At 31.9% G+C, this 25,618-nt stretch carries 16 protein-coding genes; 12 read left to right on the forward strand and 4 right to left on the reverse strand.

From position 1 onward, the window contains the following. Positions 1 to 3 precede the first annotated feature (3 nt). From AC6CH4_RS24715 to AC6CH4_RS24770, 12 genes are all read left to right on the forward strand, one after another. Positions 4 to 1,071, forward strand: coding sequence for a hypothetical protein (locus AC6CH4_RS24715; protein WP_498107781.1), 1,068 nt, complete (start codon positions 4 to 6; stop codon positions 1,069 to 1,071). Between the two features lie 4 nt (positions 1,072 to 1,075). After that, complete coding sequence (locus AC6CH4_RS24720) at positions 1,076 to 2,011, forward strand: hypothetical protein (protein ID WP_498107783.1); 936 nt, start codon at positions 1,076 to 1,078, stop codon at positions 2,009 to 2,011. 4 nt (positions 2,012 to 2,015) lie between these two features. Further along, complete coding sequence (locus AC6CH4_RS24725) at positions 2,016 to 2,828, forward strand: hypothetical protein (protein ID WP_498107785.1); 813 nt, start codon at positions 2,016 to 2,018, stop codon at positions 2,826 to 2,828. An 8-nt stretch (positions 2,829 to 2,836) separates the two neighbouring features. Further along, a complete protein-coding gene (locus tag AC6CH4_RS24730; RefSeq protein ID WP_498107787.1) occupies positions 2,837 to 3,745 on the forward strand; it encodes a hypothetical protein in 909 nt (302 codons plus the stop codon). A 5-nt stretch (positions 3,746 to 3,750) separates the two neighbouring features. Continuing rightward, complete coding sequence (locus AC6CH4_RS24735) at positions 3,751 to 4,236, forward strand: hypothetical protein (RefSeq protein ID WP_498107789.1); 486 nt, start codon at positions 3,751 to 3,753, stop codon at positions 4,234 to 4,236. Further along, complete coding sequence (locus tag AC6CH4_RS24740) at positions 4,233 to 5,516, forward strand: hypothetical protein (protein ID WP_498107791.1); 1,284 nt, start codon at positions 4,233 to 4,235, stop codon at positions 5,514 to 5,516. Before AC6CH4_RS24735 ends, AC6CH4_RS24740 begins: the two co-directional genes overlap by 4 nt. Further along, positions 5,504 to 5,848 (forward strand): hypothetical protein, encoded by a 345-nt coding sequence (locus AC6CH4_RS24745; protein WP_498107793.1) that lies wholly within the window; start codon positions 5,504 to 5,506, stop codon positions 5,846 to 5,848. Before AC6CH4_RS24740 ends, AC6CH4_RS24745 begins: the two co-directional genes overlap by 13 nt. Continuing rightward, positions 5,830 to 6,306, forward strand: coding sequence for a PulJ/GspJ family protein (locus AC6CH4_RS24750; protein WP_498107795.1), 477 nt, complete (start codon positions 5,830 to 5,832; stop codon positions 6,304 to 6,306). The genes AC6CH4_RS24745 and AC6CH4_RS24750 overlap by 19 nt, the downstream gene beginning before the upstream one ends. After that, entirely contained in the window at positions 6,296 to 7,432 is a 1,137-nt protein-coding gene (locus tag AC6CH4_RS24755) for a type II secretion system F family protein (RefSeq protein WP_498107797.1), read from the forward strand. Before AC6CH4_RS24750 ends, AC6CH4_RS24755 begins: the two co-directional genes overlap by 11 nt. A gap of 192 nt (positions 7,433 to 7,624) precedes the next feature. Beyond that, the gene (locus AC6CH4_RS24760; RefSeq protein ID WP_498107799.1) at positions 7,625 to 11,038 is read left to right on the forward strand and encodes a hypothetical protein; all 3,414 of its coding nucleotides are present in this window, start codon (positions 7,625 to 7,627) and stop codon (positions 11,036 to 11,038) included. Positions 11,039 to 11,041: 3 nt separating this feature from the next. Then, a complete protein-coding gene (locus tag AC6CH4_RS24765; protein WP_498107801.1) occupies positions 11,042 to 14,803 on the forward strand; it encodes a DUF6443 domain-containing protein in 3,762 nt (1,253 codons plus the stop codon). Continuing rightward, the gene (locus tag AC6CH4_RS24770) at positions 14,785 to 15,432 is read left to right on the forward strand and encodes a hypothetical protein (RefSeq protein WP_498107803.1); all 648 of its coding nucleotides are present in this window, start codon (positions 14,785 to 14,787) and stop codon (positions 15,430 to 15,432) included. Before AC6CH4_RS24765 ends, AC6CH4_RS24770 begins: the two co-directional genes overlap by 19 nt. A gap of 922 nt (positions 15,433 to 16,354) precedes the next feature. On the opposite strand, the gene AC6CH4_RS24775 is transcribed toward AC6CH4_RS24770, so the two are convergent. Genes AC6CH4_RS24775 through AC6CH4_RS24790 form a run of 4 tightly spaced genes read right to left on the reverse strand, consistent with a single transcriptional unit; the run spans position 16,355 to position 25,416 of the window. Next, the gene (locus tag AC6CH4_RS24775; RefSeq protein ID WP_498107805.1) at positions 16,355 to 16,816 is read right to left on the reverse strand and encodes a hypothetical protein; all 462 of its coding nucleotides are present in this window, start codon (positions 16,814 to 16,816) and stop codon (positions 16,355 to 16,357) included. Between the two features lie 10 nt (positions 16,817 to 16,826). Then, positions 16,827 to 21,527, reverse strand: coding sequence for a DUF6443 domain-containing protein (locus AC6CH4_RS24780; protein ID WP_498107807.1), 4,701 nt, complete (start codon positions 21,525 to 21,527; stop codon positions 16,827 to 16,829). Positions 21,528 to 21,539: 12 nt separating this feature from the next. After that, the gene (locus AC6CH4_RS24785; protein ID WP_498107809.1) at positions 21,540 to 21,980 is read right to left on the reverse strand and encodes a hypothetical protein; all 441 of its coding nucleotides are present in this window, start codon (positions 21,978 to 21,980) and stop codon (positions 21,540 to 21,542) included. A 40-nt stretch (positions 21,981 to 22,020) separates the two neighbouring features. After that, positions 22,021 to 25,416 carry an RHS repeat domain-containing protein gene (locus tag AC6CH4_RS24790; RefSeq protein WP_498107811.1) on the reverse strand — a complete coding sequence of 1,132 codons (3,396 nt, stop codon included), beginning with the start codon at positions 25,414 to 25,416 and terminating at the stop codon, positions 22,021 to 22,023. Positions 25,417 to 25,618: the final 202 nt, after the last annotated feature.

Consider the following 25,618-nt stretch of genomic DNA (forward strand, 5'->3'; position numbering starts at 1 on the left):
ATTATGAAAATCAAATTACTATTGTTGTGTACTTTCCTATTTACAACATCTATAAATGCCCAAATATATACCCCCGCCGGCACAATTCAAGGTAACTCAGGCAATAGTAACATAGGAATTGGTACTGCAACACCGGGACACAAACTTACCGTACAGGGAACTCACGGAGATTCCAGAATTTTGCTTCACTCAAATGGAGGAACTGATGATGTAAATCAGGCCGATTTAGTATTTTGGGCAAGCGAACCAGGTTTAAGCTTTTCAGGAGTTGGTATCGGTAACAACATAAGTAATTTCAATAGCATAAATACAGGTTTGAATTTATTAAATCCAGTTAGAGGGGGTTCTTATTTACGACTGTTAGATAATTCCCTGTCATTAAATGTTGTTTCTTCTTTAGGAGTGGACAGACAGGCACTTAATGTAAATTCAAATGGGAATGTTGGTATAGGCACTGGAAATTCACTTGCTAAATTAGAGGTTAGGAATGGTAATATTCTCGTAAGAAATTCTGCTAATACAGATAATGTATCTTCCATAATGATTGCGCAGTCAATTAACGAAGGTAATATTGATACTTTTGGAACTTCAATAAGAACAATTGTTCAAAGTGCTGGAACTAATACTTATGGAATGCAGTTTTTTACGCAAGAATCTCATTTAACAAACCAAACTGAAAAATTACGAATTCTTGGAAATGGTAATGTTGGCATTGGTACAATAAATCCAGATACAAAACTAGCCGTAAACGGTACAGTCCACTCAAAAGAAGTAAAAGTAGATATGATCGGCTGGCCAGATTTTGTTTTCAAAAAAGAATACGATTTACCAACGCTTCAGGAAGTTGAAAAACACATCAGCGAAAAAGGGCATTTACAAAATATTCCAAGTGAAGAAGAAATATTGAAAAATGGAATTAATTTAGGTGAAATGAATGCCAAGTTGCTTCAGAAAATTGAAGAGCTGACGCTGTATATGATCGAAATGAAAAAGGAAAATAACGAAATAAAGAAAGAGAATAAGGAAATGAAAAAAGATATATCTAACTTGAAATTAAACCAAAATAAATAGAAGAATGAAAAAATTACTTTTGTTAGTTTCGCTATTTTCATTACAAACAAATTTCGCTCAAAATACAGTGCCATCAACAGGTACAGCAAGTTTGGATACCAATTTACAAATCGGAAAACAAGTTGCTGTAGCAGATGGTGAAATCGTTCGTTTGTCACTTGTACCATATCGTCATACCGGCGGGCCATGGAATTTTAAATCCCGAGATAATGGTAATTTAGCCTTCCTTGATGTTGATTATGGAATTACTGGATCAGCTTTAACAATTACTAGTGATAAAAATATAGGCTTAGGAGTAATCAGTCCTATTAGCAAATTATCTATAGCCGGTTCTCTAACAATAAATGGTGGTTTAACTAATACCATGATAAGACCATCAATTTCATCTAATACCTTGCCAAATGGGGAAATTAGAGGTTTTAGTAATGGATCACATTTAGCAGATGATGGTTTTTTAAGAATTTCTGCAGGTGGAGGGACAAATTTGTCAACTAAATCGTTTATAGATCTGTCTGGTTACTCGACAGTTCCGGACATGAATAGAAATTTAGTCTTTGGCACATTTGGAATAGAGCGAATGAGAATCGATTTATATGGTAATATTGGCATAGGTACAACAGTTCCAGATGCAAAACTAGCTGTGAACGGCACCATTCACTCCAAAGAAGTAAAAGTAGATATGTCGGGCTGGCCGGATTATGTTTTCAAAAAAGAATACAATTTGCCAACACTTGCAGAAGTTGAAAAACATATTAAGGAAAAAGGTCATTTAGAGAATATTCCAAGTGAAGAAGAAGCTATAAAAAACGGAATTAACTTAGGAGAAATGAATGCTAAATTATTGCAGAAAATTGAGGAAATGACACTGTATATGATTGATATGAAAAAAGAAATTGAAAGACAAAATGAAGAAATAAATATTCTTAAATCCAAAAAATAATTATATGAAAAAAATACTATGTCTATTTCTGATTATTTGCAATAATGCAATTTACAGCCAAACATTTGATGGCAATCTAGGTTCAAACAGTTTAAGATGGTCAACACAACAAAAAGATTTTAATAGTCCTCCAAGGGTTGGTGTTAATCCCATGTCTATAAAATTGTGGGATAACTATGAAGGTTTAAATGCCCCCTCTACTTGGGGATCGCTCTTGGAAATAAGTGGCAAGAGTGAACATTTAGTGTCTCAACTTTATTTTGACAATACCTGGAATGGTTCTCGAATACTTTACAGAAGTGCTTTTTATGGTCAGAATACTTGGGAGAGCTGGAGATACATCTTAGATTCAAAAAGTAATGTTGAATCTTCAGGGAATTTAAAAATAGATGGAAATGGAAATAGCTATATTTTAGGAAAATTAGGAATTGGTACAACAACAACCGGGATTTATAAACTTGCAGTTGAAGGCTCAATTGCTGCAAGAGAAATAAGAGTAATGACAACTGGCTGGTCAGATTTTGTCTTTAAAAAAGATTATGATTTGCCAACACTTGCAGAAGTCGAAAAACACATAAAAGAAAAAGGGCATTTAGAAAATATTCCTAGTGAAGAAGAAGTTTTAAAAAACGGAATTAACCTAGGAGAAATGAATGCTAAATTGCTTCAGAAAATTGAAGAACTTACTTTACACTTAATAGAAAAAGACAAACAAATTAATTTCCTGTTAAATGAAAACGCAATGAATAAGAAAGATTTCGATGAACTTAGAAAATTGGTATTGGATCGTATAGAAACTTTAGAAAAAACTAAATAACTTATTTTATGAAAACTACAATTAAATTGATATTTATTTTACTTGGAATAAATAGTTACGTAATTTCTGCTCAAACAAATTTTAATCAGGGTATCCGATTAGAAAATGGAACAAATGTAAATTTTCAGGCCTATGCCGTTAGCCCGTTAGATGCCGGAGATATTGTTTTTACAAAATATAATAATCAGGAAATGGCGAGAATAAGATCCGAATATGACGGAACTAATGACGGTGCATCAATTGTTTTTTCAACTACATCTTCAATAAAGGATACATTTAACTTTTCTTCTACGGGAAACCTAGGAATTGGCATCCCTGCACCGGCATATAAATTAGATGTACTTGGCAGCATTGGTCTAGGCAGCGAAAGTGTAAATGCAAATACTACAAAAGTTTTTTTAAGAAATCCTGCTGGCAAAACTTGGGCAATAAGTTCTGGTGCAAACATGGTGACAGAGTCTAGCTTTTCCATTTATAATTGGACTGACAATCAAAATTCACCATACTTTCATATAGACATTAATGGAAACATAGGAATTGGCACTTTTGCTCCTGATACAAAATTGGCTGTAAATGGTACCATCCACACGAAAGAAGTTAAAGTAGACCTTCAAAGCCCAATGAGCGTACCCGATTATGTTTTTGCAAATGATTATAAATTAAGATCATTGAAAGAAGTAGAAATTTATATAAAAGAAAACAAGCATTTACCTGAAATTCCTTCGGCTAAGGAAATTGAAAAAAATGGATTAATGCTAGCCGAAATGAACATGGGTTTATTAAAGAAAATCGAAGAATTAACACTTTACTCCATTCAACAAAACAAAAAAATTGAAGCACAAAATAAAGAAATTCAATCTTTAAAAGAGTTAGTTTTGCGAGTGACAAAACTAGAAAATGAATTAGCCCGAAAATAGTTATAATGAAAAATAAAAAAAACATATACATCCTTTTACCTCTCGTATTATTTGTTTGGGGCGCGGTTTTATATCAGGTTTTTTCTTTTACAAAATCAGATGAAGAACCTGCTGTAAACAATTCAGAATTCACTATCAAACCGCTAAAAATTAATAAAAGAGAATCTTTTGCCATTAATGTCAATTATAGAGATCCTTTTTTAGGGAAAATGTATGCTCCGCAGACTGCATCTAATACTAAAGCAAAATCTTCTAAGACAGTAAAAGAACCAAAACCAAAAGAGACTTTAGTGTGGCCGGCGATTCTGTACAAAGGCATGATATCAGATTCGAAAGAAAAAAATAAAATTTTCATGATTATCATCGATAATAAAAATTATTACATGAAAATTGGCGATACTGAAAATGAAATTTTCTTAAAAAGTGGGGATAAGGAATCGATTTACGTAAAATACAAAGGCAACTTAAACCTCATAATGCTTCAAGATTGAAATTAAAGCTAAAAATTAAATCAGGTGCCTTACAATTTACTGTTTTTATAGCGGTATTAATTGCGCTGCTTTTGGCGGGATTAATACTGTATGCCTATACTTTTATTTACATGAAAGAGCAGTCAAAAGGGGCTATCGAAAATATTCAATTGGCTGACGTTGGTATTAAATCACTCTTAGAACAAAAAGAACTTAATTTAGATACAGCTCAAATTGATTTTATCAAAAAGGAAAATCAATCTATAAAAACTAATTTATCACAATGGGGAATTTTTCAAAAAGGTATTGTCGTAACACAATTCCGTAAAAAGAAATTCACCAAAACGGCCATAATCGGGTCTCTTATAAATGCTGACCTTTCTCCTACTCTATTTTTAAAAGAAACACATAATGCGCTGACTGTCGTTGGAACTACAAGTATAAGAGGAATTGCATACTTACCAACTCAAGGCGTAAATTCAGGTTATATAGCCGGAAATAGTTATTATGGTTCTCAGCTTATTTACGGATCAATTAAAAAAAGTACCGCTGAATTACCAAAACCAGAAAAAGCAGTTCTAGAAACCCTTGACAATTATATTAAAACATACAAAATTGAAACCCAACAAGATTATATAGATTTAAATGCCAGTTCAGGAATTATCAATTCATTTAAATCCAGAACTAAAGGCTATTATTCTCAAAATCCAATTGTATTAGAGAATAAAATCATTTCCGGCAATATTATTATTAAATCAGAAACTTCGATTAAAATTAGAAAAACGGCATCGCTTACAGATATAATTCTAATTGCGCCAATTATAGAAATTGAAGATGAAACAACTGGAAGTTTTCAGGCGCTGGCTTCGAAAAAAATTACAATGGGCAAAAAATGCAATTTAAGTTACCCATCGGCTTTGGTACTTTCTCAAGACAACAAAAATAGTGCTAATGAAATTTCGACAATTCCATTTGACAATCAAATTTTTATAGATTCCGGAAGTATTGTAAGAGGAACTGTATGTTATCTTCAAACCAAAGAAATTGCAGATTTTCAAACTCAGATTGTTTTAGAAAAAGAGGCCAAAATAAAAGGACAGGTATATTGTAATGGCAATTTTGAAATAAAAGGAACTGTTTCGGGATCCGTTTACACCAAACAATTTGTAGCCAATCAATCAGGGTCTATTTTCATGAATCATGTTTACAATGCCACCATCGAAAACGAAACTGTGCCAAAAATTTATGGTGGCATAATTCTGGAACAGGAACCTAAAACAGTTTTGAAATGGTTATACTAAAAAAAGTAAAATCGGCAACTTTGATCGAAGCTCTAGTGGCTACGGTGCTCATTGTAATCATATTTGTAATTGCAAGTTTGGTATTGAATAATTTGGTTTTAAATACTTTTTCTAAAAACACGCATGCCATTGAAACCAGAATGAATGAACTTGAATATCAAATTCAGAATAGTGTTGTAAAACTACCTTATCAGGAAGAGTATAAAGGTTGGAGTATAAATATCAATCTCGAAGCTGTCGCAGCGAAAAAGATGATTTCAATTGAAGCAACAAACAATGCTTCAAAAAAAGAAATCCTAAAACAACAAGTACTATGGCAACAGGAAAATTAAAATCATTTACACTGGCCGAATTATTAGTTGTTATGATCATTACGGCTATTGTAGTAGGCATGGCATTTAGCGTTTTGCGCTTAGTACAAAAACAAATTCACACTATTCAGACTAATTTTGAAAAAACGAGCACATTGGTTCTTTTTGAACAAAAACTATGGCAGGATTTTAATGAGCCACACAAAATAATATACGACGATCAAAAGCAAATTTTAATAATGATCTCAGAAATAGATACTGTGACCTATTCTTTTCAGGAAAAATTTACTATGCGAAATCTGGATACTATTAAGTTGAAAATTAACCCCAATAAAGTTTTTTTTAAAGGAAAAGAAATAAAAGCCGGAACTGTTGATGCCATAACCTTATTTGCTGAAACAGAACTCCCCGACTATCAAATTTTTGTTTCTAAAAAAAATGATGTAACCCTTTTTATGAATCAGGAAAATGGCCTTTAAAATAGAGAATACCCCAAATAAAAAAACGATTCAGCCTACAAATGCGAATAGCATTGAAGCCTTGCTGAAAAAAGAAATTACTTTTTTTGGAGAAAGTTTTAATAATAAAAAGAAACAGGCTTTTTATCAGGAACTTGCTGTCCTGTTAAAAGCTGGAGTAAGTTTTAAAGAAGGATTATCGCTAATTGTAGAATCACTAAAGAAAAATGCTGATAAGGAATTAATTCAGTCAATACTAAATCAAGTGGTGAATGGAAGGCCATTTTCTGACGCTTTAGCAGCTTCAAAATCATTTACCGAATACGAATATTACTCGATTCAAATTGGTGAAGAAACCGGAACGACTGCACAAGTTTGTAATGAACTAGGACATTTTTTTGAGCGTAAAAATGAGCAAAAAAGAATTATCGTGGCAGCGCTCACCTACCCATCTATTGTTTTAAGTACAGCGGTTTTGGTTGTTGTTTTTATGTTGAGTTATGTGGTGCCTATGTTTCAGGATATCTTCAAACAAAACAATATGGAATTACCTTTTTTGACTCAGGTAATCGTCAAATTATCTGTGGCAACCAAAACCTATGGAATTTACTTTTTATTGGCTATTGTTGCTTTTGTTTTCTCCACACAATTCTTTAAAGACAATGCTAAATACAAACGAACCTTGCATTACTTTTTGATTAAAATTCCGGTTCTAGGCACTTTTATGACAAAGGTTTATTTGGCACAATTTACCCAGGCTGTAACTTTGCTAACAACTGCCAAAGTTCCCTTATTGAATAGTATACAAATGGTTAAAAAAATGATTCATTTTGTGCCACTTCAAGAAGCACTTGAACAAGTGGAACAAAGTATTTTAAAAGGAAACAGCCTTAGTTCGAGCTTAAAAAACACTCCTCTCTTTGATAACCGAATTATATCACTAGTAAAAGTAGCCGAAGAAACCAACCAAACAGAATATGTTTTCAAACAACTAAGCGAACAATACAATCAGGAAGTCGTACAGCAATCTAAAATTATGACTACGGTTTTAGAACCTTTTATTATTCTTTTTGTGGGAGTTTTGGTGGCTGTTTTATTGGTGGCTATGTATTTACCTATGTTTCAATTGAGTAGTGCGATTTCGTAAAAATATTTTTAAAAACCGATTACAAACTTATGGGCTAAATACTCAAAGTCAATTAGTTGAAAAATAATAGAGTAATTTTCCCATAATAAATTTTTAATTAACAGCAATTTATCTGTTAAAGTAAATTTTAATTTTTATTGTAACAGAATTATTCAGTAGTTTTGAAAACAAAAAATAATCTTAAAAAAATAAATGAAAAAAATTTTACAAGTCTGTTTAATATTTATTTGCTCTGTAATATATGCACAAGATGCAGATATCAACAAATTAATACCTAACACCCCTTCTACATCAAAAATAGAAAAAATTCTATCTCCTCAAGTCAATGAATTTAAAGGAGTTGCAGATGTAAAAATCCCCATATTTAACATAAAATCCGATGGAGTAGATGTCCCAATTTATCTAATTTACGATAGTAGTGGAATAAAGGTTGAAGAGGAAGCAAGTTGGGTAGGTCAATCATGGAGCCTAATAACAGGGGCAATGGTTTCAAGAAATCAAATAGGTGTTCCTGATGATATAAAAACAAATATCGGAATGGTATTTACTCTTCTCTATACACTAAATCCAGCCTATGGTTACGTTCCTGGTGCTCCCCAATATTTTAATAGTACTTGCGTAACAGCACAAATGTATCAAGATTGTGGTTGGTTTTATTCTAGTCAAAATGTACAGGACATTGTAAATTCAATGAGCTTGGGTGGAACTAGTTACTCAGATGCTGCTAAGGCTCAATTCCAAGGCATAAATGCCGGCGCAAAAGACAATGCTCCAGATATTTTTAATGTTTTTTTACCAAATGGAGTTTCAGAAAAGTTTTTTTTTGAAACGGCAAACAAAATTAATTTTTTTGACAAAAATTCAACTAATATAAACTATTACATAGATGATGTAAATAAAGGGATTAATCGTTTTCTAATTAAAGATTCAAATGGAGTAAGTTATGATTTTAAAAATGCGGAGTACTTAGGATATCGCAGAGATATTACAAACACAAATACACATAATGAATTTGCTCATCAAGCATACACATACTCAACTTATCATGATGCTCAATTTAACTCTTCTCAGATATTTTCATTTTGGTCAACAATGTCTCAAAGTATGTGTTCATCGTACAGTAATCCTGAAACGCAAGAAATTGTAAATAGATTATGGCCTAAAGCGTGGCAAATATCTACTATAAAAAGTGTCGGTGGAAAAGAAATTAAATACAATTATGTAGATGAGAATTATTATAGCCTTTCAAATACTTTTATCAAAAGAGATCTTTATCCTTCTACTCTTTCTATTTCATCAGGTAATGATATACAACAAGGAGTTCAGCCTCGACTTGAATCAATTATTTGGGATGAAGGAAAAATAGTGTTTGTCCCGGGAAGTATAAGAGAAGATGTTTATAATAAACCCAACGTGGGAATACAAGCTAGTTTAAAAACACTTGATAAAATAGAAATTTATGATTCTAATGATAAATTAATAAAGCAATTTGTTTTTAATTATAGTTATAAACTTGCTGAAGGTTATAATGTTTCCTTAGAAACATCTGTTCAATCTTTATACAAAAGACTATATCTAAACAGTATAGAAATAAATGATCAGTCAAAACTGAATATCGGGAAGTATTCCTTCAATTATAATGAAAATCCATTGCCTAATAAATTTTCATTTGAACAGGATTATTGGGGATATTACAACAATAATGATGCAAATACTTTATGGCCAAATCTTTGGTGGTATCCATCTGCACAAAGAGATTTTATTGACAAAGGAGCCTTTTCTCTATATCCACGACCAACTTATGTAGGGGAACAAAAAAGATTATCTGACTATATTGCAACCCAAGCTTTTCCTGCCAGCTATAATGCGAATGCTGCAGATAGAAGACCAAACTCACTTTACACAAAAAATGGCATATTAGAAAAAATTACTTATCCAACTGGAGGACAACTAATTTTAGAATACGAGCAGAATAAATTTTTATATAGAGGCGTTAATGTTGATGGGCCTGGCTTAAGAGTTACAACAACAACTCTAAAAAAAGATTCAAATGATTTAAATCCATTAATTACTAATTATATTTACGAAGAAAATGGATTAACAACTGGTAGAATTAGAGAACTTCCTGTTTTTACTGGTCTAGGTAGATACGATAAAGAGGCTACCTTAAATCCTATATACTATATTTCCTCTTATCCTTTAAATCAATTCAATGTTGCGTATAACAGTGACTTTGGTTATACTAAAGTGGAGAAAAAATATTTCAATAATGCTTTAGGAAAAGAAATAAAAACGTTTTCATCACCAATATCTTTAGGCAATACTAGTTTAAATGATTCTTCTGGGAAAAATATATTTACCACAGCAATTAATAATACTTTCAGTAGAGCGACTTATGTTACTTCATACTATCCCAATCCTGGCGAAACTTTAAATTTTCATGACTATTTTCCATACCCAAATGAAAGTAATTTAGGAGTTTACTTTGGTAAGCCATTACAAACGAAAACATATGACACTAGTGGAAATATTTTGGAAGAAAGAACTTTTACTTACAGCGATGGATCAGCCAATAATTTAGTTAAGGCATACTTTACGTACCCGGGAGAAGGCAGTTCAATTATAAGCTACCTTAGTTCAAGTTATCAGCTTACAGGAGATGAAAACAAGCAAAATTCCGGAGGTATTTCTTTGATTTCTAAAAAAAGTTTTACTTATAATAATTTCAGACAACTTACAAGTGAATCGTTGATTAATAGTAAAAATCAAAAAATTACAACTTATTATAAATATCCATCTGATTATGATTTTAACAAAAAATATATCATTGATTGTGTCGCTTACAGAAAACAATGCGAACTTGACAATAAATATAAATGCGGAACGGATCAATCTTGTTTTAATATCTGGTGTTCTTGTCAAACAGAAAACAGCTACAATGTAACCGGTTTTGCTCAAGTCTTAAAATCAATGGTTGATCGAAATATGCTGTTGCCAATAGAGACAAAACAGACTATTAATAATAATGGAGTTGAAAAAATTGTTTCTTCAGCATTAACAGAATATCGATTTGATAATACAAATATTGTAAAATCAAAAATATCAATTTTAGATAAGTCAAACAATGCTTTTCAAGATTCTTATTTAAAAGACAATAAGCCCTTTTTAGACTTTTTTAATTCCCCTGATTATGTTGAAAATATAACATTCCAAAATTACTATCCAAATGGGAACATCAAAGAGGTAAGTAAAAAAGATGGTACCCATACTGTTTATATCTGGGGTTACAATCAAACCAAAATTATTGCTAAAATAGAAAACGCCACCTCAAGTGAGGTAGATCAATATATAGCTAATATTCAAAATTATTCTAACGGAACCGACGAACAATTATTAATTACTGAGTTAAATAAATTAAGAATTAACTTATCAAAATCAATGATTACTACCTATACACATAAACCGTTAATAGGTGTCAGCACAATTACAGATCCAAAAGGTGACATGATAAATTATTTATATGACAATGCTGGAAGATTAGAATTTGTAAAAGATGCATTAGGAAATATTATCTCTGAAAATAAATATCACTATAAAGAACAATAGTAAATGAAAAATATTTTAAAACATGTAGCAGTACTATTATTTCTTCTTAGTATTAAACTTAGTGCACAGACACCAATAAAAATAGCAAAGCCCGAAATACCTGCCACCAGTTATAACGTAACAGCCGCCACAGGTCCTGTTACATTAATTGCAAGCGAGACCATAACTCTTGGCCCCAATACAGTTATACAGGCAGGAAGCACTTTTGTGGCAAAAATAAGTTCCGATGCTTACACTGGACTTACCTTCACTAATGAAAATTATGTTTTTACTCGAGACTATCAGAAGCCGTTAAAAAATAGTACCGAAATTACATCGAATAAAGATGTTAAAGAAAGTATTGATTATTATGATGGGCTAGGAAATCCTATTCAAAATATAGCTATAAAAGCTTCCCCTTTTTACAAAGATATCGTTACTCCTATTGATTACGATATTTATGGGAGGGAAGAGAAAGAATATTTGCCTTATATGGATATTGATGGCACAACAGCCTCTTATCGAAAAACAAGTGATGCAATTGCCAGAGATGTAAGTTATTATAAATTAAACTTCCCAGTAGATATAGATAATATAGAACCAAATCCTTTTTTTCAAAAGAAGATTGAAAACTCACCTTTAAATCGCGTTTTGCTTCAGGCGTCACCCGGAGCAGATTGGGCTTTAAATAAAGGGCATGATCAAAAATTAGAATATCAATATAATACTGATAATGAAGTAAGGCTATACACTGTAACCTTAAGTTTAGCAAACAACACTTTCGATCCTACATTGTCATTAAGCACTACTAATGGAGGGTATTATACTTCTGGTCAGTTGTATAAAAATATAATTAAAAATGAAAATTGGACAAGTGGAAACAACAATACAACAGAAGAATTCAAAGATAAGGAAGGTCGTACAATATTAAAAAAGACATATGGAACATCTGTAGTTGGTAATGTAGAAATTAGCACTCCTCATGAAACCTATTATGTATATGATGATTATGGAAACTTAACTTATGTTTTACCTCCAAAAACAGATGGAGTAATAACCGAACCAACTTTAAGTGCATTATGTTATCAATACAAATATGACACAAAAAATAGATTAGTAGAGAAAAAAATCCCCGGTAAAGATTGGGAATATATTGTCTATGACAAATTAGATAGGCCAGTTCTTACGCAAGATGCAAATTTAAGAACATTAAAAAAATGGCTATTTACAAAATATGATGCGTTTAACAGAGTAATTTACACAGGCGAATATATTGATTCTAATAATTTGACCAGGATATTAATTCAAAAAGCAGTCAATGATAATACTGCTTTATTTGAAACAAAAACTACAAACTCTACTCCTATTGGTTCAACTACTACTAATTATACCAATTCTATTTTCCCAACGGGTACTTTACAAAATACAAGTATTGATTTGTACACAATTAACTATTACGATGACTATAACAATATTGATCTGGATGGTGGAATAAGCTCTGTATCTTATGAAATAACACCTATAACAAATGCTAAAGGATTAACAACTTGCTTAAAAATACGTGCTCTTGGTACAACAAGCTGGACGACAAATGTTAATTATTATGATTCTAAAGGGAGGTCTATTTATTCGTATAGCAAAAATAATTATTTAGCAACAACAGCGACAGTAAAAACAAAACTTGATTTTGGAGGTAAAACTTTAGAAACAACAAGCACGCATAAAAAAGGAATTGATCCTTTAATTACATTGGTTGATACATATGCTTATGATCATGCCGGGCGATTATTAACACGAAAACAAACCATTAATAGTCAGGCACAAGAAACGATAGTAAGTAACACCTATAATGATTTAGGTCAATTAATTACAAAAGGCATTGGAGGTAAAACAACATCACAACGATTACAAAACATCAATTATACCTATAATGTTCGTGGTTGGTTAACAGCAATTAATAATGTGAATGCTATTGGTAGCAATTTATTTGCATTTCAAATTAATTATAATAAACCAAGTGCTACAGGTACTGCAATATTTAACGGAAACATAAGTCAAACATTATGGAAAACAGCCAACTCGGATTCAAGTGTAAAGAATTATAATTATACTTACGATGCTTTAAATAGGTTAACAAGCGGTATGGATAATCTAAACAAGTTTAATGAAACTTTAAGCTATGATAAAAATGGCAATATCATGAAACTTAAAAGACTTGGGGAAATAGTAGACGGACTTCCTTTAATCACAAATCCAAATGATTTTGGAGTTATGGATGATTTGACCTATACTTATGATTCTGGCAACAAGCTTACAAATGTTATCGATAATTCAGGTCATAATCAAGGATTCAAAAATTCCAGTAATTATACTTATGACAATAATGGCAATATGCTTAGAGATAGCGGAAAGATAATTACAACAGATATTGTTTACAATCATTTGGATTTACCAACCAAAATATCCTTTAATGGAGCCGCAGCTATGAGTGGAAGAACATGGAGTGCCAACATAGCTTATACTTATGATGCTATCGGGCAAAAACTTTCTAAAGCCGTAACAAAAACGGAATACATAGATGGCAAATTTGTGACAACTATGAATACAACGACCCAATATGCAGGCAATTATATTTATGAAGATAATAACCTTAAATATTTTTCTCAACCCGAAGGTTACGTAGCTAATAATAGTACTTTTGATTATATATATCAATACAAAGATCATTTAGGAAATATTCGTTTAAGTTATGGGGATAAAAATAATGATGGAATTATAACAACAAGTTTAGACCCAACAGTTACTGAAATTATAGAAGAAAATAACTATTATCCATTTGGTCAAAAACAAAAAGGATATAACTTTGTAACCAACTATGGTAAAGGGAATAGTGTGGGGCAGAAGTATAAGTACAACGGAAAAGAACTACAAGATGAACTAGGACTTAATACATACGATTATGGAGCTCGTAATTATGATCCTATACTTGGTCGTTGGATGAATATTGACCCCTTGTCAGAGAATGCTCCGGAATTATCTAATTACCGTTACGGTTATAATGACCCAATGAGGTTTATAGATCCCACTGGTATGCTAGAGACTGATTATTTAGATGTTTCTAGTGGAGAATTAACGCATATCGATGATGGAAAAGATCAGGTTATTGCTGCAACAACTTCTCAGATCAAAAAAGCGAAAGAAAATTTTGCAAATAATAAGAAGCAATATAATAAAGATCTTGCTAGGAAAGAGAATTCTAGTTCAAATTTAAATCTTACTATGTCACAATTTATGTTTTTAGCAGAAACCTTATATGCAGAAAGTTCAGGTAGTTTTGGAGAAACTTTAGGTATTGTCAATGTACTTGAAAATAGAGCCAGTAATGAAAAGACTGGCTTTATGGATCAGCTTTCGGCAGATATTCCATATGGAGTTTATGGTGTATGGAAAACAAGTGGAGGAAAAGACAGTAAATATAAGTATGCATATCAAAATGAAAATGGTTTTGGTGTAGAAAGTAAAAAATTAAATATACATAGAGCCATTGCGACTGGTTTAATGACTGCTCTTGATGTTACCAAAGGTGCATATTTTTGGGATGGTGGAGATCTTCCAACAAACAGTCACTACTTAATTTGGGGACTTAAATTTTCAAATCCAGGGCATAATCTTTGGGATTTAAAAGAGACATCTGGCTCTAAACAACTTATAACAACTAGGGCAATCGATAAAACAACATTTAGTAAATATGAAAATCAAGCAAAAAAATGGTCAATTATAAAATAAATATATATATTATAATATTGATAACTATTTTCTGTATATCAGCGTGCAAAAAAGAATCTGAAGTTTTTACCTTTGATCGCTCTAAGAAAAAAGAATTAACGAATGTTGCAGATAATAAACGTGATAAATATTGTTTTAAAATTGTTCGGAATCGGTTAAAAACTCATTTATTAGATAAAAACAAAACTCATTCTTATTATTTTATAATTTCTAAAGAGGAGTTGTTGCAGAATTCAGTATTAAAAGAAAAAGATTATTTTAAAAGTATTGAGAAATTTTATCAAGATACTTTTTTTTCAGAATCATATATTTTAGAACAACATAATGTGCAATATTTGATTTTGATAGGGCAATCACGTGGAGCAACCGGAATTGGCGTGGATTATTGGAGCTATGAATGTTATGGTTTAAATGATGAAAATAAAATAATTCGATTTTCTTCATTATCAAAGACACCTTATTCGGTTTTTTTTGATAATGAAAAATTAGAATATATTACGATAGATGATAATTATCCGAGACCAGCAAGTGGTCCAGTAAAATTGAATTACTATCCTGTAATTGGATCTTTATATTCTGAAAAAGGAAGCTTATTTAAGCAAATCGAATACGATTGTAAGAATCGATAAAGAATAGAAAACTAATCCTAAGGCTCTTGAAATTACAGAAGGAAGTAATTTGTCTCGTCCTGAAAAAAGTTTACATATTTATACTTAATCCTATAATAGATTTACAGTCATATTTTAGTCTTGCTATTGGTTAACAATAATAGGACTTTTTACATAATAATTCTTCTATAAATCTTTTTGTATTTTATTGTATTGATCTATCTCCTGATGTGGTGTAAGCTTGGTATGATCATATAAGATAGTTCATTGTCAAATACTTAAATATTAATTCTGCAATTATGAATAAAACAAAAAAAATAGCAAACAGTAGTTATAGCAGAGTCCGTTATTCAAAACCCAAGTTTAGAAACTTCAATAAGAATGAACTAAAATAGGTAGGAATAAATCAGAAAGATTCAAGAAACTTCTCTTTTATTATACTTTGTTAAATCTCCCGCTCTCCGAAGTCTTCCCTATGAAAAGCTGCGCATTCTATGATAAAAAACAAATAATTTTCAATAATTTAAGATGCAAATTTATAAGTATTTATATAGGGAGTTTCTCTATTAATAACAGCGAAAACTCTGCTTATAAGTTTGCATCTAATATTATTTAAAACCAACATTGAATTTTTGCCTTCAGCTTTTTCCTTTTTTCTGATTATGTATTTTTGCTTTGTTAAATATTATTAATGAAAATTGAAATTGTTAATCAATTAAAATATGTTACTATTATAATTTAGTTTAAAAGTCAGAGATATTTGCAAGCTTTTAATTTGATGCATAATATCCTACAAATGTATTTTAAGGCTTTTAAAAGTCAAAAAAAAAGAAGAGACGACGTGTTGATCATCTCTCTACTATTCTAAATTTATAAATTTATATTCTTTTCAAGATAGTTACATTGACATTTTGTAAAAACACTTAATCTGAAACACTACCTTCTAATTCAATCTTTCTACTGAACCATTTTCTTCTGGATAATGTTTAGTATAATTTAAAGCACCTACAGTAAAACAATTAACTTCAATATAATATTTTATGTTCGGTGTTCCTTCTTCTTTAAACCAGCTCTCTCTAAAAATATATTTTGTAGTATCCAAACTCACTGTAACAATTTTAGCTTTGTCATTTACCATCTCCCATTTATAACCATTAGAATTCCAGCATATTCCAAATTGGTCATTTAATTCTGTAATTTTAGAGATATCTAATTCTATATAATTATTTTTAGGTTTTGAGAAATGTTTTCCTACGGCTATTATTCTTTCGTTTTTACTGTAGTTACTTATTATTGAAACTACCTGCGACTTATCTTTTGAATATAAATAAATGACATTGCTTCTTCTTTCTGAACCGCAGCTAAAAATTACAAACAATATGATAACTAATAATATTCTATTCATCTTAAATATTTTATTTTTTGAAAAAATCGATTTTATCATCTTCTTTATTAAGTTTAATTCCAATCTCCCATCCAAGTTTTTGAGCTTTTTGTGTAGGTACTTTTTCTGATGTGAAATTTATATTAGGAATAATTATTGTTCCTCCTCCAGGTATACCTACAAATATATTTGAAGTGTGTTGCTTAGTTTCTAGAGCATCAAAACCTAATCGAGCAGCTTTCCAAGAAAGACCAAACCTTCCTGCTACGATACCTGCAGCTTCATTTCCAAAATCTCTTGCTGAACCTATTTTACCATTACTTGCCACGCTTCCTCTGTATCTATTCTGTAGTGGGCTTTTTCCATTTTTTATTGCTTTTTCCATCCCTCTTTCTTTAAAGTCATAATCTTCACCACCTGAAGCATTTGACATATAATTTAGAATAAAAGGATGGTCTTCAATTATTTCATTATCAATAAAATCTTGTCCTTCTGTTGACTTTAAATCAATAATTGCGCCTGCAACTGCTTTATTATCATCATCAAAAAATGAATGACTTGTTAATGATTTTCCAATCCTTAAACCTGTCTTAGTAGCATTTTTTCCATTTTTATCATATGCTATAATATAAATATTATCATCTTTATCATTAGGGTCTCCTCCTTCAACAACTTCCCATTCACCATTTTTATTTAATTTCACATGAGTAGATAATCCTGTAGGATCATTTAAAAGAATTGGATTATTTAAAGTGTAATTGTATGAAGTTACACTGTAATCAAATTCTGCTAACGGGTCAATATTCATCCACCTACCAAGCGCAGGGTCATAATTTCTTGCTCCATAGTCGTAGAAGTTTAGCTGAGCCCCTCCAATATTATCGTCTTGGAGCTCCTTACCATTGTACTTGTACTTTTGAGCGGTAGCATTTCCTTTACTTAAATTGGTTGCATAATTATATCCTTTTTGTTTTAAACCAAATGGGTAATAATTATTTTCTTCAATAATTTCATCACTTGCAACACTACCATTGTTATTTGCATCACCATAACTCAAACGTATGTTCCCCAGATGATCTTTGTATTGGTAAATATAATCATAAGTTCCTGTATTATTGCTAACATAGCCTTCAGGATGAGAAAGGAATTTTAGAATCCCATTCTCGTAAATAAACCCTGCCGCATAATCTGTTGTAATAGTATTTGCCTTTTTTTGCTGTTTTACCCCACTGGCATCATACAGGTACTCTATAACACCTGTACTCAATGTCACTTTTGTTGGTAAATTTAAATGGTTGTATTTTATATCGATTATGCCTTTGTTAGCATCCGTTTTCATATTTCCATTAGCATCATAACTATAATCATCCTGAGAATCCACAGCAGTATTTACCGCATCATCCTTAAAACCAAAACCATCAACAGGCGCAGCATCTGCTACTTTCATCAATCGGTTTCCTGAATCATACGTATAGGTCAACTCATCCATCACGCCAAAATCTCCAGGATTTGTAATCAATGGAACTGGACTGCCTGTAACCACTTCTCCGAGTCGTTTAAGATAAGTTATATTTCCATTTTTATCATATTTAATTGTTTCATTGAACTTAGTTAAATTATCGTTAGCCTCGGATAATCTATTTACTCCATCATAAGTATAATTGTAATTTTTTAGACTTGTGTCACTGTTAGCGGTTTTCCAAAAGGTCTGGCTAATATTTCCATTAAATAAAGCTTTACCTGATGATGGTTTATTGTAACTGATCTGGAATCCAAATAAAGCACCAGCATCCATCGTAATGGTTCCATTATTTGCATCAGAATCGTTTATACCTTTTAACCATCCACGAATATTATAAGCAAAATTAACGGTTTGTAATCGGTTGGGGGTATCTGTTTTTCCTCCAACTCCTTTACTGATTAACTGACCCAAACCGTCATAGATATTCGAGACAATAAATTCGGGAGTCTGCGAATTTATTTTTTGTTTTTGAGTAAGCAGTCTTCCTTCATTATCATAAGTAAAAGTATCAATAGTTGTTATTATTCCATTTAATCCTTTTTGATGGGTGCTTGTTGTTTCGAGAACTTTTCCTGTAAAATCTAATTGGCTCTTTACCGTGCTTGCTATATTAAGCAGTATATTTTTATTGTAATGATAAATAGGCATCCCTTTAGCATCGTAATAAACTACATTGGTAATCCAACTGTCAGTTTCTAAAATACGTATTTTAGAACAGGTATTTAATCCCTTTGGATTGGTAATAGGAGTCACACCATAAGACACGGCATTTGCAGCAGTACCATCATATAATTCTACATTTAGATAATCATCATAGTAGTTAATAGCGAATAGATTAATTCCTGTTGTAGGAAAAGCAACATTTGTATAATTGATAATGGTTCCCAAAATCGTTTGCGCAACAGCTTGTTTACTTTCAAACAAAAGAGCGCTATTGGTTAATCCCTGTACAGCAAGACGGTTTGTTTCATTATTGTTTACATACTCCCCAGTATATACTGGTCTGCTTAAGGCATCATATTTAGTAAATAGCCATTTTTTATCTGTTCTCAAATTGGCATCCTGGGTTAAAATTGGTCTGTCTAATCTGTCATAAATGATATATTCCCATTCCTTTCCAGGTAATTTTTTCTCTATAAGCCTATTGCGAGAATCATATCTGTATTGATAGCATAAATCATTTAAAATATTTTGACTTCCATTGACAATAACCGCGCTAAAAGTACTGCCTGCTTTCGCATTAAATCCAACAGCTAATTTAATAGAATTAGTTGCTGTTATGTGTAATGAACTTCCTGAATTAACCACGGCGGTTGATGTTGAATCAGCTCGTATATTTGGAGTATTACCACCAATTAAATCCGATGCTTTAGGAGGAATTACATAAGTTAAATTGCCAAAATCATCATAGACATAATAAGTATCATATTTTTCGATTGTAGTTCCGGCTTCAACTGTTGCGTAAGTTCTTTTTAAAACTACACGTCCCTCTTTGTCTTTAAATTCATTTGTAGTATGCTCATTAAGATCTGTTTGAGTAGCCATCCAATTCTCATCTTTTATAGTTGTTTTATATAATTGGGGAACGGCATAAATTCCTCTATCTTCTAAAGAAGGATTCTCCGTATTTCCATCAATAAAAGAGACTCCAAAAAGTCGAACCTGGTCTTGATTTGTATTGGTCTGATAATCAAATTTTATTTCATGACCTGAACTAATCTTCCAATCTTCTCCAGGAGCTGCCTGTTTTACAATTCTGCTCAGTGGGGAAGTTTCTAAATCTTTTTGTGAATAAGGATTAGTAGTATTTTCGTATTTCGTTGTGTTATAGAAGTTTTTTGTAGCTAAATCAATATTTCCTGTTCTAAACAATCCATGATTAGTGTTCTCTGCGTAAGGCAAATATTCTTTTTCCTGTCTGCCAAAATCATCATAGCCTATATGGGTAATAATATCCTCATTATTACCTCCGGCATGAATTCCTATGGATTGCATAGGTCTTCCTATTCCATCAAAATAGGTGATTGATTCTTGCTTTTGAGAATCACTAAGCGTACCAATATCGGTTACTCCATCAGTAGGATTAATAGTGTGAATATAATTCTCATTACTAATAGCACAATTATTTGGTACTGCATTAATGGTTATAGGTGAAGAAGGAGTTGAAGTAGTTGCTCCCTGACTAGCCAAAATGGTGTAATTTCCCGATGGCGCAACAACATTTGCACCTGAAAAACTTACTCCAGTAGAAGGATTTGCTGTATAAATATAAGAAGCATTGTAGTTGGTAATTGTAAAACTACCTGTTGTTTTAGCACAGCTAGGGTGAGTAATTGCTCCAATTACGGGAGAGGCAATTACGACTGATTGGGTATTTATCACAACATTAGCTGAAGCATTAGAACTACAACCAGATGAATTGGTGACGGTAAAATTATAGGTTGTCGAAGCGCTTAATCCTGTAATTGTTTTAGTTGTTCCAAAACCAACAATGTTACCTGGATTAATTACCCAATTATCATTTGGGAGTCCTGTCAGTACAACACTTCCTGTGGAGCTGCCTCCTGTAGGCTGCGTGATGCTCCCTATAGTTGGAGCACTAGGTTTAAGTTGATAATGAATACTACTAGAAGAGCTACTCCAGCTGTTACTACCATTATTGCTCTTAGCTCTTAAAAAATATTCAACACCTGAATTCAAAGTTATTGTAGGATTTGAATTTGCTGTACTAGTTCCTGTTGGAGTACTTTGCCAATACCAAGTGATATCTTCGTTATTGACCCTGCTATTTCCCGGTGGATTAGTCCTTTGTAAAACTACTTCATTACAATCTATAGAAAAAATAGAAGGCACTTCGGGAGTTGAGGGATCAGAGAGTACATTTACTGATAGTTCTTCGTAATAAGTTTCATTCCAATAAGTTCTACTTTTATAAAAAGCATAAACTAAACGGTTGCTGCCAGAATTTCCATCCCAATATACTTCTACTGCTGTTTGATAGCCATCCTGATCAGTAAGAACTGTACCATCAGCACCCCAGGAATAATCCCAAAACTCTGAATCCTCACTTAAGGTATAGTTTACAATATCACCATAATGGGCGGTAGTAGGGCCTGTTAATGTTAATTGCGCCTGAAGTTTGGTAATAGTAAGTAAAGCAATTAACATAACAAAAAAACTAAAACTAAAATATTTTTTTTCTCTATTCATTATTTTTCAGATTTAGATTTTTGTAAAATACCATTGTGAAAACATTGGCTTACCACTACCCTGGTTCCTAAGCTTTAGAATTAATGAACTAGAGCTAAGCAATATAAGATCAAAATTTCCAGCCTTCTCAGAAATTGTTAACGTTAAACTATCTTCTGATGCGTTATTAAACATCCATTTTCCCGTGGTTTGATTGCCATCGGCCAGAAGAAGTACATAATTTCCATCATTGCTAAAAACAATTCTCCTGTTTAAATAACTTTTTTTAAGATCGTTTTGGGCAGAAGGAATTTTTACTAATACTTCTTTGGCTTTTATATCCATATTTTCAGTAGCTTTTTCAAAATCAAAAACCCAGCTTCCTATAAGCATTTCTTTTTTGGTTTGCGCCGTTAAGATGAAACAATTACAGATTAGAAGTAGTACTGCTGCATTTCTAAATATATTTTTCATTGATTATGTAGGTTATTATTTAAGTAATAGTTGGTTTTGTTTATTGATTTTTATAATGATAATTATTAGCAGACACAATATTGCCATCTTTATCCTTCACTTGTTTCAATCTGTTAAACTCATCATATTCATAATAAATAATAGTGCCTTTAGGGTCTGTAATACTTGTTACACCTATAAAAGGGTCATAAGTGTATGTTGTTATCTGCCATTTGTTTTTATAGGTGGCATCATTACGCAGATTATTTAATGCAGTTCTTAAATTCTTTTCATTACATGATTGTGTATCTAAACAGTGATCCGTATCCAAATCAGCTTTTCCCTGTAAATCTGACACATAAGATGCAACTTCATTGTATATTGCATTTTCGATCATGGCAATGGGATATTCATTTTTATATCCCCATATATAAACTGTATGCGAACCATCTTTTAAAGAAACTTCTTTTACATTACCATTTGGGTAGTAACTAAGATATTGAAGACGTTCTTCGAGTGTATTATTCCCTTTTGCTGTTTTAACAAATTCAGGTAGAAAAACTACGTCAGGAACCGCATCATTGTTAACGTCGAGGTTCCAATTTTTATAGGTACTGGCTTGAGTTGAAAGTAAGGTGCTGTTTAATTTTGTTTGTTGTTTTATAACAGGATTGATAATATTTTTATTAATCATAGAATCAAAATCTGTATTTGTCATACCAGTTCCTGCAGGATGATCTGACGGATACTGGTTAGTTGTAATGATTTGTTCCCCTTTACTATTGTTCGTTTTTGTTTCAGTTAAGTTTTTATGTAAAGGGTTTGCATATTTAAAACTTAGTGTGGTTGTTATAGGGTTTTGACCATTTAAATCATAAACAGTTTCTATCGTATTTTCGGGATGCCACCATGCTGAAACAGTATCATAAAATCTAACTTCGCTTTGATCCAAATTTATATCTTCAGGTGCATTATAGATTTTAACTCCTTTTACATTTATTTTAGTATCCTCAATCTTATAGGTTATCTCCTTCTCTCTTACTTTATTTCCTGCTGCATTAAAGTCTATTTCTTTTAGTAACTGGCCGTTACTCTCGTTTATTGCGTTTGGCACTCCTGGTATAAAATACTGTATTGGTATTTCCTCAATATTTTTATAATAGAATTTTGAAACTCCTATATTATTATTAAAAGTATCAACATCAGAAATACTTACTTCATTATAACCAATAACAGACCCTTGCGCAGAATTTCCTAGAGGAACAACACTATTTGCAGAACGAACAATTTTATTATTTTCGTATATACGTCTACTTACACTACCAGGAAGGATAACAAAGTAAACTGAATACCAGGATGCAGGATAAAAGAATTGACTAGGACTTATCATTCTGCCAGTTGAAATTCCAGCATCTTCATATGAATATTTTTTATGTTTTATAACCTGTGTACCTTCCTTCGTAATTATAGACTTTATTCTAAGTCCCGCTCCCAGCTTTTTAGGAACAGCTACTAAATCTTTATATTTTACCTCTACAACAGCCTCCATGGTTGGACTAAAAGGCACGTAGGCTTTGAGTATATACGTTCCCGGGGGCAAAATAAAATTTGAATTATTTATAAAACTTCCATCTCCATTTAAAACTACATCATTAAATACAGAGATAATTGGCCAGCCATTGGCATCTTGCAATTCTAAGGTAGAAAAGTCGAAAGCTCCATAGTCTCTCCCATAAATATAAAAGGAAAGATCAACCACGGTATATTTATCCAGTGTAAAGGTGGTTTCTTCACCTGCGGGAGAAGGATCAAATGTACTATCCTGAGCATGATAAGAAAAAGCTTGTTGATGATCATAAAGTACATTATTAGGATCAGAATAATCATTTGGCTCGTAAACAAAATTCACTACAGCCCCTGTAGGATATTGAATACTTTGTAAAGTACCTGCTTCTATAGTCAATTCATTAACTTCACGATCTGCTCCATTTATATAAACTTTATCTACAAGAATATCTTCATAAGCAGGAGAAAGCATTTTAGTGGTTGACCCCACCGTTCTGCTATCTTCATTAATTACCAGAGGATTTTGTCTATTGAACTCTTCTCCACGGATAACTTTAGTACGGATATTTTCATTGTTTTTCCCATTATAATATCCCCAATAATCAACAGCATAAGAGCTTTTGCCCGGTAAAGGGGTTTCATTGTATGAAAAGACATAGGGTGGTATTTTTTTAAGACCGTTTACTTGCTGAACTGAATCTAAACGAAGTCTCTCGCTGAAGTAACTATATTTAAAATCAAACTGTTGTATAATTTTCCCACTTAAATCCTTAAGTGATGCACTTTGAAGCCTGGCTGGTTTAATAGAATTTGCCGGATAGGGGATTAAATCATCCCTGTCCTCAAGAGTAAAATCAACAGAGCCATTATTAAATTTAATTTTACTCAGATAACACTCTTCGGTAACCTGTCGGCTTGCAGAATAAGAATTTGTGGTTTGAATTGGAGTAACATAATTTGGTCCAGTTTGTGACACTAATTTGGTTTGCATCATTTGATGTATTTCTTCGCCATAATTAACCTGACTTATTATTCTTCCTCTTTTACTATAGATAAATTCAATTTTGTCACCTTCTGGTGTAATAGCTTTAGATATATACCATGCAGAAACAGTAGGCTTTGGATCGTCTGGAGGACCAGGTGTATTATTGGCTATATCATTATCAACATCTTGTTCTCCTGCAAATTGATAATCTCTTGATATTGAATAATTAGTAGTTATTTCTACATTGTTATTTAAAGAATTTCCTAAATAATATTTCCACCCATTACCATCAGTAACAGTCCATTCTTCGGAATCTCTATTATATGAAAAAATTAAATTATTCTGATCAATAGAAATTGCCTTGATTTCACTTCCTGATTGTTTTTCGAAAACAAGTTTGCCTGAAAACCCAAAAAAATTGTAATAAAAAATATCGGGTTCGCCATCAAAAGTCCCTCCTCTAATAGCTGTATAGTCACTCAAATCACCAGGATCTGACCATGCCGGTAAATTATTTACAGTAGAACTTGGAAGAGGCGCATTAAGATAGCCATAACCATTAATATTCTTTAAGTCATCTTTTCCCCTTATTTGTCTGGTAATTGTTCCTCCTGCATTTAAGGCCCATCCAAGGCCCACCCAACTAGCTTCTTGGGCTACTTTTATTCCACTGGCATGATAACTTAAATTAATTGGCAATTCAACTTTTCCAGATTTGACATTAAATAACGGGATTGATATATTGGGAACTCCTGTATAATTACTGACAGGAACATCTGCATATTGGGCTAGTGCGGCTGCATTAGGTGAGGGAGGAACTACTTTTGGAAAGTTTACATTTTGCTGGGAATAACTAAAGAAGGTTAAAAAAATAAATGCGAGAGGTAGGGTACTTTTGTTTCTCATTTTTCGATTTGGTTAATACTTTAAGGTTTTCAATTAGTCGGTTTTATTTATAATCTTTTATAAAGATTTCTACTGAAATAAATTTGTGAAATTGGTTTAGAAAACAAGTCTTTTTTCTGACGAATCGAACATTTCTTCATTATTTAGCCCTATTACATATACACTTACCAACTAATACTATAAAAATAAATTAACAGATAAT

It is taken from the genome of Flavobacterium sp. GQ95 (genome assembly GCF_059758655.1).

Excerpts from the sequence above, each read along its gene's own strand:
- AC6CH4_RS24725 (WP_498107785.1), top strand. The coding sequence starts at position 2,016 with ATGAAAAAAATACTATGTCTATTTCTGATTATTTGCAATAATGCAATT.
- AC6CH4_RS24790 (WP_498107811.1), bottom strand. The coding sequence starts at position 25,416 with ATGAGAAACAAAAGTACCCTACCTCTCGCATTTATTTTTTTAACCTTC.
- AC6CH4_RS24715 (WP_498107781.1), top strand. The coding sequence starts at position 4 with ATGAAAATCAAATTACTATTGTTGTGTACTTTCCTATTTACAACATCT.
- AC6CH4_RS24780 (WP_498107807.1), bottom strand. The coding sequence starts at position 21,527 with ATGAATAGAGAAAAAAAATATTTTAGTTTTAGTTTTTTTGTTATGTTA.
- AC6CH4_RS24745 (WP_498107793.1), top strand. The coding sequence starts at position 5,504 with ATGGTTATACTAAAAAAAGTAAAATCGGCAACTTTGATCGAAGCTCTA.
- AC6CH4_RS24750 (WP_498107795.1), top strand. The coding sequence starts at position 5,830 with ATGGCAACAGGAAAATTAAAATCATTTACACTGGCCGAATTATTAGTT.
- AC6CH4_RS24785 (WP_498107809.1), bottom strand. The coding sequence starts at position 21,980 with ATGAAAAATATATTTAGAAATGCAGCAGTACTACTTCTAATCTGTAAT.
- AC6CH4_RS24765 (WP_498107801.1), top strand. The coding sequence starts at position 11,042 with ATGAAAAATATTTTAAAACATGTAGCAGTACTATTATTTCTTCTTAGT.
- AC6CH4_RS24755 (WP_498107797.1), top strand. The coding sequence starts at position 6,296 with ATGGCCTTTAAAATAGAGAATACCCCAAATAAAAAAACGATTCAGCCT.
- AC6CH4_RS24730 (WP_498107787.1), top strand. The coding sequence starts at position 2,837 with ATGAAAACTACAATTAAATTGATATTTATTTTACTTGGAATAAATAGT.
- AC6CH4_RS24720 (WP_498107783.1), top strand. The coding sequence starts at position 1,076 with ATGAAAAAATTACTTTTGTTAGTTTCGCTATTTTCATTACAAACAAAT.
- AC6CH4_RS24770 (WP_498107803.1), top strand. The coding sequence starts at position 14,785 with ATGGTCAATTATAAAATAAATATATATATTATAATATTGATAACTATT.
- AC6CH4_RS24735 (WP_498107789.1), top strand. The coding sequence starts at position 3,751 with ATGAAAAATAAAAAAAACATATACATCCTTTTACCTCTCGTATTATTT.
- AC6CH4_RS24760 (WP_498107799.1), top strand. The coding sequence starts at position 7,625 with ATGAAAAAAATTTTACAAGTCTGTTTAATATTTATTTGCTCTGTAATA.
- AC6CH4_RS24775 (WP_498107805.1), bottom strand. The coding sequence starts at position 16,816 with ATGAATAGAATATTATTAGTTATCATATTGTTTGTAATTTTTAGCTGC.